The organism is Homoserinimonas sedimenticola (assembly GCF_026094475.1).
In the GTDB taxonomy this organism is placed as follows: Bacteria; Actinomycetota; Actinomycetes; order Actinomycetales; family Microbacteriaceae; genus Homoserinimonas; species Homoserinimonas sedimenticola.
The window spans coordinates 195,843-209,469 of the sequence record NZ_JAPELL010000002.1 but is presented as its reverse complement, the minus strand read 5'-3'; the positions used below and the strand labels follow the sequence as shown (position 1 = coordinate 209,469).

The window sequence follows — 13,627 nt, the reverse complement described above, 5'->3', positions numbered from 1 at the left end:
GCGCGAATGTCCATTGCACTCATCTGTGTGAACCACTTTCTTACTTACATGGGGCAATATCCGCACTTGTTTGGCGAGATTCCTCTAATAGTTTGATGATAGCCACTCATCGCCGCCCGAAAGTTGACCACCTCGTTCGGCCTGGGTGCACAGGACCCAGGTATGAGCATTCACAACACCGTCCCATCCACCCGCACGATCGCCACGGAGAGCAGCGACCCGAACCTGATAGTTGACGTTTCTCTTATTGCCTCCGCTGCGGTGATACTCGACGGACGTCACATCCGCCGATGCTCAAAGGAGGTGGTAGGTCCGCTAATGCGGTACTCGCCGAGGATCCCGGATCGGGACTGGGCGGCGATCCGAGTGTTCGTGCTAGACGCTGTCGCGGCAGCGACCGAGACCACCACTCTCGACGCTGATCGAGCACTCAAGACCGCTGCTCCCTTCGTGCAGTGGGCCGTCAACCTCCAAGGCCTGCCGCAGGAGTCAGGTGCGGTCTTCAACCGGCGCGTCATCGAGAGCTATTGCGAATCCCTTGCTCTCGAGGCAGGCACTCAATCGACCTATCGCTCAACCCTGGTGAAGATTGCCGACGAGGTTGCCCCGGCTGAGAACCCCGAGTCGATGAAGCCGATCAAACGCCGCAGCATCAGGGACCCGTACACAGCGGCGGAAGCCGCGGCCTTTCGCGTCTGGGCATGCGGTCAACGCACAGCGCAGAGGACCACGAAGGCGAAACTCCTCCTCGCAGGCGCCGCAGGTGCAGGGCTTTGGCCCGCAGAACTCGGCGACCTTCACCCTGAGGATGTCACCGCCAGCGAATCCGGGGTCACGATCATCGTGCGCGGGCGCAGCCCTCGCGAGGTGACGGTGCGCGCCGAGTGGGAAGAGATGCTCCTGGAGGCCGTAGCTGACAGTGAGCCCGGGAAACCGGTATGGGGACCGGAGCGCACGACGAGCAAGAATAAGAATCTGGTCACAGACTTCACTGAACGATGCGACGGAACGGCACCCAAGCCATCGCGGTTGCGGGCAAGCTGGCTGGTGACGCTCCTTGACGAGCGAGTGCACATCGCAGTTGTGTTCAAAGCGGCCGGATTCAAGCAGTTCGACAACCTGCACCACTACGTCCAATACCTAACGACGCCCAGTGTGCAGAATGTCCGCAGCCAGCTCCGCGGAGGCGGCCGAGCATGACGCGGATCAGCCACCCGGATGCACTCGCCCACCTCGAAGATCGCATGGTGGCCACCTTTGGTGTGGGCCATCGCGAGTACGACGCAGGCACTGCCATGCACCCTGTGCCGAAAGCGCATCTGAACACCGCGATTCGGATTGCCGAGACATCGGGCATCCTCCGCATGCTGGGCGCGTGGGATTCGGAGAGGCGAAAGAGCAATGCTGGGAAGAAGGCGATCATCCCGCTGAGTGCGCTTGTCGTGCTGTACCTCCTCAACGCACAAATGGGCATCGGCGTCAGCTACAAAGAGCTAGCCCGCACCCTCGCCTACCGGTTCTCGCACGAACACTTCGTAACCCTCGGCGTCCGCGTCACGGAGGGCGACCCGCATCACTGGTACAAGAGGATCTCCGACACCACATATCGGCTCATCTCGCTCATGAATCCGACGCCGACACCACTGCGAAAGATCCTGAACGCTGAACAGTTTGCGATGCTGCTGCGTTCGATGGCAGCGCCAGAGGCGATGGCGCTCCAGCACCGAAACCAGGAACGACTCGACGACTTCTGCAATGCGCTCGTCCATGCTTCCTATCGGGCGCTGCCCCTCGACTTGCGGGAGAAGTACAAGGGCAACATCGCCATCGACGCCACGATGGTGCCCATTCGCGGCCCGCGCAACAGCGCAAGCAAAGAAGGGTCAAGAAGCAACCCAAACCCGCTCGCTGGCCGCTACAGACGTGACGGCAGCCACGGCGGAATAGGCGCCGCCACAGACGTGGCAGCGTACGAACTCGAAACCTCAGCGATGATCTGGAACAGCCCCGGAGAGAACGCGGCCTTCCCATCGCTGGTTACCGAGATCGGGTGCCACGCCCCCGGAAAGCTTGTGGGTTACGCAGCAGCGATGTCAGCGCGCCACAAGAACCTCGGCTTTGACCGCTTCGTACTCGCGGTCGACCGCGCGTACAACTACGAGAAGATTGAAAACTTTCATGTGCCGCTGGCGAAGCTCGGAGTCGATGCCGTCTTCGACTACCAGGCAAACGACCTCGGAGTCCAAAGCCACTACGCCGACCTGATCCTGGTCGACGGGAACTGGTACGTCGGCTGGATGCCGGAGCAACTCATCAGCGCAAGCAGCGAGAGCGCCAAAGCAGACGAAGCCATGGAGAAGGCGAAGTCCGTCATCTACCAGTTCGACCACCCGAGCGGGAGAAATGGCCCCACCAGCGAGCAAGTGGCCGACGCCAAGAAAACCATCGCAGACATCTCCGCGGGCGAACCCACACTGAAGCAACGCCTCGCGTTTCGTGAGCCCTACCGAATGATCCCCAAAGGAAGAAGAGACGCGGACGGCTACCAACGCTTCTCCTATCCGCCGATCAGCCAGATGATGGTGCGCCCCAAAAACCCTCCGCAGGTGACGAGTATCACTATCCCTCCCGTCCTCCCAGAGACTGAATCGATCGCAGCTGGCACCGCCTCCGCACGGAAGCCGAAGACAGATCAGTCCAAGAACACCCGAGGGAAGTCGCAACCACTGAAGTTCGCGCAGCACCTGCGGTATAAGAGCGAAAAATGGACCGCATGGTTTGCGATGCGCAATCTCGTGGAGAGTTCGAACAACATTCTTAAGACCCCCGAGCACGGTGACATAGAGAATGTCAGGAAGCGCAGCGGTCGTGGCTACGCAGCAACCTACTTCGCGCTGGCGGTCGCCGTAGTCGCCTCCAACATGCGACGCATCGCCACGTTCTTCCACTCCGAAGCGGAGCGAATCCAACGAGCAGCGTCCCCTACTAGAGCCAGGCGGAGACGAGACGAGCGTGGCACACCGCTCGCGAAAACAAGGCCGACAGCCGCTTCAGAGCCACTCGGCTAACCGGCCCCAGATTTCTCTTCCGCAAGACCAGACGATCCGGCCTGCCCACAAGCAGGCCGTTCACCATTTAACGACCCAAACGCTAGGCACCGTCTGGTCAGCGAAGCTCTGACAAGGCAAAGAAAAAGGACCGGGATGATTTTTCCACCATCCCGGTCCTTCTTTGCTCAATATCCGGATAATCCTTCGATCATTTCCGGAATGAGCCTCTGTTGCGGGGGCAGGATTTGAACCTACGACCTCTGGGTTATGAGCCCAGCGAGCTACCGAACTGCTCCACCCCGCGTCACAAGGATCCACCTTAGCACGGCCTCGGGCAGCCGTAAAATCGGGCCGCAACCGCACCCCTGCAGACGCCGGCGGGCCCGGCGACCGTGGTCACCGGGCCCGCCCGTCTTGCGCTACTACTACTCCGATTCGGATGCCGCGAAGAGGCGCTCGAGCGCATCCTGCAGTCGCTCGTCCGCCTCGGCGGCGGCGACGCGGTCGCCGGCGGCATAGGCCGCCTCGCGCTCCTCGAGTGCGTTCTGGGCGTCCGCGAGGGCCGTCTCGAAGTCCGACAGGCCGGGCGTGCCCGGGTCGGTCGGCTCCTCGGGGTCGGTCGGCACGAGCGGCTCGCTCGGGTCGATCGGGGTCGTGGGCACGCCCTCGTCGCCGGCGTCGGCACCGGAGTCGCCGCCGAAGATCGAGTCGAGCGCAGCATCCAGGCTGTCCTCAAAGGCGATCTCCTCGCCGAACGACACGAGCACCTTCTGCAGCACCGGGTAGCTCGTCTCACCCGTCGAGCGCACGTAGACGGGCTGCACATAGAGCAGGCCGCCGCCGACGGGCAGCGTCAGGAGGTTGCCTCGTTCGACCGTCGTCGAGCCCTGGTCGAGGATGTTGAGATCGCGCGAGACGACCGGGTCGGAGTTGAAGTTGTTCTGCACCTGGCCGGGACCGGGCACCGTGTCCTGCTTGGGCAGGGTCAGCAGGGTGAACTCTCCGTAGTTCTCCCCCGCATCGGAGTTGACCGCGAGATATCCCGTGAGCACGTTGCGGGCAACCTCACCCCCCGACGACCTCGGGATGTAGGTGCTGTAGAGGCTGAACGCGGGCTCCTCCATGCCGGGAAGCTGCATCGACAGGTAGTACGGAGGCTGCGCCTGCGCGGTCGCGGCCGTCGCAGTCGGCTCCGGCGGCGTGACCCACGCGTCGTCGCCCGAGTAGAACGAGTTGGTGTCGGTCACGTGGTAGGTGCCGAGGATCGCGCGCTGCACCTTGAACAGGTCGGCCGGGTAGCGCACGTGGGCGAGCAGCTGCTCGCTCATCTCGCTCGCGGGCACGACCGTGGCGGGGAAGATCTTCTGCCACGTCGCGAGCACGGGGTCCTCGTCGTCCCACGCGTAGAGGGTGACCTCACCCGAGTACGCGTCGACGGTGGCCTTGACGGAGTTGCGGATGTAGTTGATCTCGTCGAGCGCGACGAGCGGCTCCTCCGTGTAGGTGTCGACGATCGCGTTGCTGAGCGCCTGCACGTCGGAGTACGGGTACTCCGCGCTCGTCGTGTAGCCGTCCACGATCCACAGGACCTTGCCGTCGACGACGGCCGGGTAGGGGTCGCTGTCGAGGGTCAGGTAGGGCGCGACCTTGCGCACGCGCTCCCGCGGGTCGCGGTCGTAGAGGATCTGCGACTCCGAGTTCACGGCATCCGAGAGCACGATCTGCTCCGACTGGAACTTGATGGCGTAGACGAGCTGCTTGAAGATGTTGTCGAGCTTGGGTCCGCCGTCACCCTCATAGGTGGTGGTGGCGTTGCGGTCGCTGTCCTCCCCACCCGCCGGGTAGTCGAGTTCGATCTCGGGGGCACCCTCGGGGGCGCCGACGATCGAGTAGGCGGGCGAGTTCTCGCCGAAGTAGATGCGTGGCTCGTACTCGCCCAGCACTCCAGTGCTCGGGATGCCCGACTGGATGAACTGGGGCATGCCATCGGCCGTGCGCTCATTGCCCGCCGCCGCGACGACACCGAAACCGTGCGTGTAGACGAAGGTCTCGTTGTAGCGGCTGTTGCCAGCACCCGTGTTGGCGGCGTCAACCTCGCGCACCGCGATGACGGTGTCCTGCAGCGTGCCGTCGATCTCGTAACGGTCGACGTCGAGGTGGTCGGCGAAGGAGTAGTACTGGCGGATCTGCTCGAGCTGGCGGAACGAGTCGGACACGAGAGCGGGGTCGAGGATGCGGATGCTCGCGGTCGTCTCTGCGTCGCCGCGGAGCTGCCCGGGCTCGGCGTCCGTCGTGGCCGCGTACGGCGTCTCGACGACATCGCTCACACCATAGGCCGCGCGGGTCGCCTCGATGTTCCGCTCCAGGTAGGGGGCCTCGAGCGAGCGCACGCTCGGCTCCACCTGGAAGCGCTGGATGACCCAGGGCACGACCGAGCCGGCGATGATCGCGGTGATGACGAGGAGGGCCGTGCCGACGATGGGTAGACGCCACCGGCCGATGACCGCCGTGATGAGGAAGAGCACCGCGACGACGGCGGCCGCGAGGGCGAGGATCGCCTTGCCGGGGATCACGGCGTTGACGTCGGTGTAGGAGGCACCGTAGAGCAGGCCGCTACTCGTCTCGGAGAGGGTGGCGTACTGGTCGAGCCAGAAGGCGACCGCCTGCAGGATGAGGTAGACGGCACCCGTGATGGCGAGCTGGATGCGCGCCGTCTTCGAGATGCGCACCTCCCGACCGTTGACGCGGATGGCGCCGTAGAGGTAGCTCGCCGCGAGCGCCGAGACGATCACGACGGCCGAGCCGAAGGCGACGATGCCCGAGTAGAAGGGCAGCTCGAAGAGGTAGAAGGAGATGTCGAGCCCGAACTGCGGGTCGGTCTCGCCCGTCGGCGTGCGATTGAGCCACAGCAGCGCCATCTCCCAGCGGGTCGCGGCAGCGATACCCGCGAAGAAGCCGAAGACGATGGGGATGCCGAAGGTCGCGAGGCGGCGCAGCGGCTCGACGACCTGCTGGTAGCGGTCGAGCTGGGCGTTGAGTTTCGCGTAGACGGGCCGGCGACGGAAGGCGATCTCGATGCTGAGCCAGACGGGGATCGCCATCGCCAGGAAGCCGATCGCGAACAGGGCGGCGCTTGCGAGCCACTGGGTCGTCAGCACGGACTCGAAGCCGAGCTGCTCGAACCACAGCCAATCGGTGTAGAGACCCGCGAAGATGAAGAAGAGGAGCACGACCGCGGCAATGATCACCGCCGTGATGACGAGTGTGCTCCGTCGCTTCGTCGCGGGCGTCTGTGCAGATGCGGAAGTCAAGCGTTACTCCTGGCTCGGTGCTCGGGTCGGGATAGGGCCCATCTTAAGGGGTCACCGTGGAGCGAATGCTGGGCGCCGTCACGGGCAGGAGGCGAGGGACTCCGGCTGCCCCCCGCTGATCGATTCGAGCGCCGCGAGGGCATCCGTCAGTGTCTCGACGGGGATGACCCGCAAGCCAGACGGCTCATTGCCCGCGACCTCGCTGCAGTTGCGCGAGGGCACGAGCATCCAGTCCGCCCCCGCGCCGAGCGCACCGTACATCTTCTGGCGCACTCCACCGATCGGGCCCACTTCACCCGTCGCGGTGATCGTGCCGGTGCCCGCGATGATCTCGCCGCCCGTGGCATCCCCCGGGCTCAGCTTGTCGACGATGCCGAGCGCGAACATCATGCCCGCGGAGGGGCCGCCGACGCTGTCGAGGGTGATGTCAACGTCGACGGGGAAGTCATACTCCACCTGCACGCCGACGCCGAGCACGGGGATGGGGTCGCTGCCCTCGGAGAGCACGGGAGTGACCTCCACCTCGAGTGTCTCGCCGTCACGCAGCAGGGTCAGGGCTGCGGCACTCTCGGTGCCGTGCACGGCGAGCGCCTCGCGCAGGGCTGAGACGTCGGAGTGGGCCTCCCCGTCGACGCTCACGATCGTGTCGCCCGGCTCGATGACCCCGTCCGCCGGGTAACCTTCCGCGACGCTCGCGATCGTCAGGGTGCCCTCGACGGTGTAGCCGAGCTCGCGCAGGGCGGCCGCGACCGCCTCCCGCTTGGAGTTCTCCATGTCGACGCGGCTGGCCTCCTCCGCATCCTCGAAACTCGTGCCCTCGGGGTAGACGGAGTCGAGAGGCAGCACGGAACGGCTCGGATCGAGCCAGGCGCTCACGACCGAGAACCATCCCGTGCGGGTCGCACGACTGCCCACGACATTGACGGTGAGCAGATCGAGGCTTCCGCTCGTCTCATAGGTCTCGGCGTCGATCTCGATGAGGTCGGTCGCTTCGCCGTCGATCTCCACCGAGCCGAGCGTGTCGTAGACGGGGCCCGGCTGCTGGATGACGTACGGGGTCGGCACGAAGGAGAGCACGACAACGCCGAGGAGGGCCAGCACCAGGAACCACCACCCGGCCCGCGCACGGCGCGTCGGGGCAGGGGAAGACGCCCGGCCGTCGGGCGGAGGGAGGAGCGGCACCGTGGTCCTTTCGGGGCTGTTCGCCACGGGCGCACGGTGGGACGGCCGCCTCGGGTCAAAACACAGGCATCGTTGGGGATGCAGCGGCTAGCGTAGTCGGCATGTCTGACGATTCCCAGCGAGACCCCGGCGACGAACTCCGCGACATGTTGCGGGAGCTTCTCTCCGGCAATGCGGAGATCGACCCGCGCCGCCTCGCGGGAGCCGCTGGGCTGCCCGACGACCCCGCGCTCATCGCGCAGATGATCAGTCAGCTGCAGGGCGCCATCCAGCAGGGCGGCGACGGAGTCAACTGGAGCATCGCCCTCGATCAGGCGAAAGCCATCTCCGCCTCCACGAGCGCGACCGTGACGCCCGCCGACCGCGAGGCGACGCAGCAGGTGCTCGGCGTTGCGGCGCTGTGGCTCGGGGAGGTCACCTCGATCGCGGAACTCACGAGCGAGCCCCACCTCCTCACGCGAGAGCAGTGGGTCGAGGCGACCATGCCCGTCTGGACGCAGCTCGCCGAGCCCGTCGCCACGAGCATCGCCGACGCCCTCACCGACGTCATCCGGGATCAAGCCCCCGAGGAACTCGCGGGCATGCTTGCGAATGCGGGACAGCTCATGCGCAATATCGGCGGCACCCTCTTCGCGATGCAGCTCGGCCACGTCGTCGGCCAGCTCTCGACCGAGGTGGTCTCGGGCGGCGACATCGGCATCCCCCTGCTCACCTCGGGCGACTCGAGCGACCATCAGGCCGCTGTCCTGCCGCAGAACATCGCGGCCTTCGGCGAGGGACTCGACATCCCCGCCGACCAGGTGCAGCTCTACCTCGCCGTGCGGGAACTGGCACACGCCCGGCTCTTCCGTCACGCCAAGTGGCTGCGCCTGCAGCTCATCAGCGCCATCACGGATTATGCCCGCGGCATCCACATCGACACGGAGCCCCTACAGGACCTCGCTGCCGACCTCGACCCCTCCAACCCCGAGCAACTGCGTGAGGCGCTCGCGAGCGGCGCCCTCATCCCGCCCAAGACGGATGCCCAGCTCGCCGCCCTCGGGCGCCTCGAGACGATCCTCGCCCTGATTGAGGGCTGGGTCGACACCGTCACCGCACGCGCGACGACGCGTCTGCCCTCAAGCACCGCGATCGCGGAGATGGTGCGGCGGCGTCGAGCCGCCGGTGGTCCCGCAGAGTCGGCCTTCGCGACCCTCGTCGGCCTCGAGCTGCGGCCGCGTCGGCTGCGCGAGGCCGCCGCGATGTGGCAGAAGGTGACGGATGCCGTGGGTGCGGAAGAGCGCGACGCGCTCTGGGCGCACCCCGACGTCGTGCCCACCTCGGAAGACATCGACCGGCCGGAGGCCCTCATCGAGCGCCTTACACGCGCAGAACCCGAACTCGACGATATCGATCGCGCCATCGAGGACCTCCTGGGCGACGAGGACGGGGACCGACCCCGAGAGGACTGAGTCGCAGCGCCTGTGGATAATCCGCGGCGTCCCTCCCGCGGCTGGCGCATGATTCCCCTGTGCCCCTCAGACTCGACCCCCGGCTGCCCCTCGTCTGGCGCTCCCCCGACACCCTCCAGCTCGGGGTCGATCGCGCCGTCGTCGTGCTGGAGCGCCTCAGCAACCTTCACGAGCGGATGCTCGCCGCCCTCGTCGGCGGCACGACGGTCGAGTCCCTCGCCCTCATGGCCGAATCGGCCGAGGCTCCCGTGACGGAGGCGCACGAGCTGCTGCGCCGCGTCGAGCCGGCCCTCGAGCGGGCTGAGCAGCGCCCTCCCGTGGGGGATGTCGTCGTGACAGGCTCGGGCGTCGTCGCTGACCGCATCCGCTACACGCTCGCCGAGCGGGGCTTCCTCCAGGAGGACGCGGCGTCGCGGCCCGACCTCACGATCATCGTGGGCCACTACGTCGTCGACCCGGGCGAGCGAGGGCGCTGGCTGAGCCGCGACGTTCCCCACCTCTCGCTCGTGCTCGGCGACCGCGCGGCCCGGCTCGGGCCACTCGTGGAGCCGGGAGTCACAGCGTGCCTGCACTGCCTCGAGTTGCATCGGCGCGACGAGGATCCGGCCTGGCCCGCCATGGCGTCGCAACTGTGGGGACGGGCATCCGCCGTCGACACGCCACTCTTTGCTGGCGAGATCGTGAGTCAGGTCGTGCGGATCGTCGAGGCGCGCCTCGCATCCCCGACGCCGTCAAGCGCGAGCGCGGTCACGATCGACCACGAAACGGGGCAGCGGACGACGCGCGAGTGGGCGGTGCATCCGGAGTGCGGCTGCGCAGCTCCGCCAGGAAGCGGCTCGGCTGCCGATCGCCACTTCGCTGCTGCCCCCGCGACCAGGAGAGAGCCAGCCGTTCGCGCGCTCGTGTGATGCCGACATAGAGCAGCCGCCGCTCCTCCTCGATCGCCTCCTCGTCAGCCGCATAGCTGATGGGGAGCAGGCCCTCGCTCAGACCGATCAGGTGCACGCTCTCCCACTCGAGGCCCTTCGCCGCATGAATGGTCGCGAGCGTCACGGCGCGCTGAGTGGGCTCGTTCTGCGTCGCCGCGCGGTGCGCGAGGTCATCCACGAAGGCGCGCAGGGTCGTGCGCGGGCCCATCTCCTCGGCAAGCGCCATGATCGTGTTGAGCGACTCCCAGCGGTCGCGCACGGCACCGCGCGCCTCGGGCGCCTCCTGCGTCCAGCCGAGCGAACGCACGACATCGCTCACAGTCTTGAAGAGCGGCTCCGGCACGCCCCCCACGACGGCACCCTTGAGCATCATGACAGCCTGCTTGACCTCGGGGAGTTCGAAGAAACGTGCCGCCCCCGTCACGCGCGTGCTGACGCCCAGATCACCGAGCGCCGTGCTCACGGCGAGCGCCTGCGAATTCACCCGGTACAGCACCGCGATGTCCTGCGGGCGGCGGCCGGCGGCGATTTCGGCCTCGATCGCTCGGGCGACCGCGCGGGCTTCCGCCATGTCATTGTCGTAGACGGCAACGCTCGGTGCCTCTTGCGGCGAAGCACTGCGCACCCCCCGGGCGGCCGGGTGCAGCACGAGAGCCCCGGGCCGGTCGCGCATCAGCCGGTTTGCCGTATCCACGATGGGCGGGCTCGAGCGGTAGTTGCGCTCGAGCCGCACAACCGTCGCCTCGGGGTAGTCGGAGGGGAAGCGCAGCAGGAAGCGCGACGAGGCCCCCGCGAAGGAGTAGATCGTCTGGCTCGCATCGCCCACGACGCACACGTCGCGACGATCGCCCAGCCAGAGCTGGAGCAGGTAGTGCTGCAGCGGCGAGACATCCTGATACTCGTCGACGACGAAGAAGCGGTACTGCTCCCTCACCTGCTCCGCCACGCGCGGCTCGGACTCGATCATTCCGGCCGTCGCCAGCAGCACGTCCTCGAAGTCGAGCTGGCGCCGCTCATCCTTGAGGTCCTCATATGCCTGTTGCAGGTCGAGCATCCGCTCAAGATCCAGCTGGGGAGGCATCGCGCGCTCCGCCAGGGCATACTCGGCGAGGCTCAGCCGCGAGACCTTGCGCCACTCGATCTCCGCCGCGAGGTCGCGCAGGGTCGCCGTGTCGAGGCGCAGGCGCAGCCGCTCGGCGGCCTGACCGAGAAGGCGCCCCTTGCTCTCGAGGATGCGCGGCATGACGCCCCCGATCACCTGCGGCCAGAAATAGCCGAGCTGGGCGAGGGCCGAGGCATGGAAGGTGCGCGCGGAGACGCCCCCCGCACCGAGGCGGGCGAGACGCGCTCGCAACTCCCCCGCCGACTTCGACGTGAAGGTGAGGGCCATGACCCGGTTGGGCGGGTAGACGCCCGTCGCGACGCCATAGGCGATCCGGTGCGTGATAGCCGTGGTCTTACCCGTCCCCGCTCCCGCCAGCATGCAGACGGCGCCGTGTGTGGCCTGCGCCGCCTCACGCTGCTCCTCGTCGAGGTGGGAGAGGAGGGCATCCGGTCCCGGCGGCTGGTTCATCGGGACCACCCGCCCGCCGCGCCATCCTCGATCTCGCCGCCGAACCAGTGCTCGATGATCGCCCGCGCGATCGAGACACGCCCCGGCAGGACGATCTGGTCGAGGGATGCTGCGAGCTCCTGCCTGCTGAACCAGCGCAGGTCGAGGATCTCCTCCCCGTCGGGGCGCAGCTCGCCACCCTCGACGCGCGCCGTGAAGCCGAGCATGAGGGAGGCAGGGAACGGCCACGGCTGCGAGCCGAGGTAGCGGGCATCCGTCACCCGCAGGCCGCTCTCCTCCAGGATCTCCCGCTCGACCGCCGCCTCGAGCGACTCCCCCGGTTCCACGAAACCGGCGAGCAGCGAGAAGCGGTTCTTCTCCCACATCGCATTCGAGCCGAGCAGGATGCGGTCCTCCGCATCGAGGACCGCGACGATGACCGAGGGGTCGATCCGGGGGTAGATGTCGTGATCGGGGTCGACCCCGCGCCGCACCCAGCCCGCGTGCACCGGCTCGGTTGCCACGCCCGTCCGAGGCGAGAAGCCGTGGGAGGCATGCCAGTTGATGAGGGCGAGCGCCTGCGTGAGCGCCTCGATGTCGAAGCGGCTCGCGCTGGAGCCGAAGGTGCGCAGGTTCGCCCACTGGGCATCCGGCTGCGCACCCGGCTGCGCATCCCGCTGCGCATCCGGCTGGGCATCCGTGAGGGAGTCGGCCGTCTCCTGATCGACCGCGACCGCCAGGATCGGGGCGCCCCGCGGCGCGCTTGGCCTCTCCGTGAGCGTCCTGCCGAGGTAGACCACCGCATCCGCCCTCTCGACGGCGCCCTCGGGCAGGGCCGCGAGCGGCTGCAGGGCAAGCCCTCCCGAGTCGACGAGGGCCGAGCCGCGCCGCACGAGCAGCACACGGGTCGCCGCGTCTGCAAGGAGCAGGGAGAGAGCGTCGGGCCGCATGCGGACGAGGGCATCCCGATCGAGCTCGGACCGCCACACCGGGAGACGCTCGGAGGGTCGATCAAGCATGCGGAACCGATCTCGTGAATGACATGTACTGGCACGCCGTGCGCGTGGCGTTCTGCCCGGGGCGGCCTGAATCGACCTAGCCTGTCTACATGGCCAGATCGCTACTCACTCTAGCCGCGTTGGCTACCGCCGCCGTCGAGGGATTGGACGCCCGCGAGGTGGGCGGCTATGACGCGGGAGACGAGAGCGATTTCGACTCCGCCGTCGTGACGGGGGCGGATGGTCGCCACTGGGTGGTGCGCGTCGCCAAGTCTGAGCGGGCCGAGGCCGAACAGTCCCAGGATCTCCTCGCCCTGCGCGCCCTCAGCGTCGGGGTGCGCGGCCGCCTGCCCTTCGAGGTCACCCGCTTCGCGGGGCAGACGCCCGTCGGTACGACCCGCGCCGTCGTGACCGAGTTCGTCTACGGCGATCGCGTGCGGCTCGACGCGATCCCGGCAGGCGAGGGCCTTGCGACATCCATCGGCCGGGCGATCGCCGCCATCCACACCCTGCCGACGAGTTTCGTGGGCGACGCCGGCCTGCCCGTGCATTCGCCGCAGGAGTCGCTGCGCTCCCTCGTCTCCGTGCTCGACCGTGCCTCCGCGACCAACCTCGTGCCCGTCGCGCTGCTTCGCCGCTGGGAGCGCGCAACCGAGGATTCGGCTCTCTGGCAGTTCCTGCCGACCGTCATCAACGGCGCGCTAACGGCCGACTCCTTCCTGCGCTCCGGCAACGAGGTCTCCGGCATCACCGGATGGCACGCCCTCTCGGTGGATGACCCCGCGCGCGACCTCGCATGGCTGCTCTCCGCCAGGAACACGGATGTCGCGGAATCCGCTCTCGACGCCTACCAGTTGGCGCGCGGCTCGAGCGACCGCCAGATCGCACAGCGGGCCCGCCTCTACTCCGAGCTCGAGCTTGCCAAGTGGCTGCTGCACGGCAGCCAGCTGCGCGACAGCGGAATCGTCGACGATGCGGTCGCGATGCTGCACAACCTCGTGGACCGCGTCGAGCACGACATGGACCAGACGATCGCCCACAACACGATGCCCGTGCTCGCAGTGGACGAGGTCGAGGCGATGCTCGACGAGCGCGAGCGGCGGGGCGACGCCAACCCCGCGAGCTAGCCGCCGCCCGCTCCTGCAGGCGCTCGC

The 13,627-nt window shown here is 67.4% G+C and carries 8 protein-coding genes and 1 tRNA gene; 4 read left to right on the top strand and 5 right to left on the bottom strand.

All coding sequences use genetic code 11. The features are described from left to right. Positions 1-162 precede the first annotated feature (162 nt). Both OH146_RS12180 and OH146_RS12175 read left to right on the top strand, forming a co-directional pair. Positions 163-1,200, top strand: coding sequence for a hypothetical protein (locus OH146_RS12180; protein ID WP_265161170.1), 1,038 nt, complete (start codon positions 163-165; stop codon positions 1,198-1,200). Next, a complete protein-coding gene (locus OH146_RS12175; RefSeq protein WP_265161168.1) occupies positions 1,197-3,068 on the top strand; it encodes a hypothetical protein in 1,872 nt (623 codons plus the stop codon). Before OH146_RS12180 ends, OH146_RS12175 begins: the two co-directional genes overlap by 4 nt. A gap of 212 nt (positions 3,069-3,280) precedes the next feature. Here OH146_RS12175 and OH146_RS12170 read toward each other — a convergent pair. The 3 genes from OH146_RS12170 to OH146_RS12160 form a co-directional block, all read right to left on the bottom strand. Then, a tRNA-Met gene (locus tag OH146_RS12170) sits at positions 3,281-3,354 on the bottom strand. Between the two features lie 121 nt (positions 3,355-3,475). Next, a complete protein-coding gene (locus OH146_RS12165) occupies positions 3,476-6,361 on the bottom strand; it encodes a UPF0182 family membrane protein (protein ID WP_265161166.1) in 2,886 nt (961 codons plus the stop codon). 78 nt (positions 6,362-6,439) lie between these two features. Then, the gene (locus tag OH146_RS12160; protein ID WP_265161164.1) at positions 6,440-7,570 is read right to left on the bottom strand and encodes a YlbL family protein; all 1,131 of its coding nucleotides are present in this window, start codon (positions 7,568-7,570) and stop codon (positions 6,440-6,442) included. A gap of 74 nt (positions 7,571-7,644) precedes the next feature. On the opposite strand from OH146_RS12160, the gene OH146_RS12155 reads away from it, so the two are divergent. Further along, positions 7,645-8,994, top strand: a complete 1,350-nt coding sequence (locus tag OH146_RS12155; RefSeq protein WP_265161162.1) for a zinc-dependent metalloprotease — start codon at positions 7,645-7,647, stop codon at positions 8,992-8,994. Positions 8,995-9,741: 747 nt separating this feature from the next. Here OH146_RS12155 and OH146_RS12150 read toward each other — a convergent pair. Both OH146_RS12150 and nudC read right to left on the bottom strand, forming a co-directional pair. Continuing rightward, entirely contained in the window at positions 9,742-11,496 is a 1,755-nt protein-coding gene (locus OH146_RS12150; protein WP_265161161.1) for an ATP-dependent helicase, read from the bottom strand. Further along, positions 11,493-12,464 (bottom strand): NAD(+) diphosphatase, encoded by a 972-nt coding sequence (gene nudC, locus OH146_RS12145; protein WP_265161159.1) that lies wholly within the window; start codon positions 12,462-12,464, stop codon positions 11,493-11,495. Before nudC ends, OH146_RS12150 begins: the two co-directional genes overlap by 4 nt. A 119-nt stretch (positions 12,465-12,583) precedes the next feature. Here nudC and OH146_RS12140 point away from each other — a divergent pair, with 119 nt between their 5' ends. Then, positions 12,584-13,600 carry a phosphotransferase gene (locus OH146_RS12140; protein WP_265161157.1) on the top strand — a complete coding sequence of 339 codons (1,017 nt, stop codon included), beginning with the start codon at positions 12,584-12,586 and terminating at the stop codon, positions 13,598-13,600. Positions 13,601-13,627 lie beyond the last annotated feature (27 nt).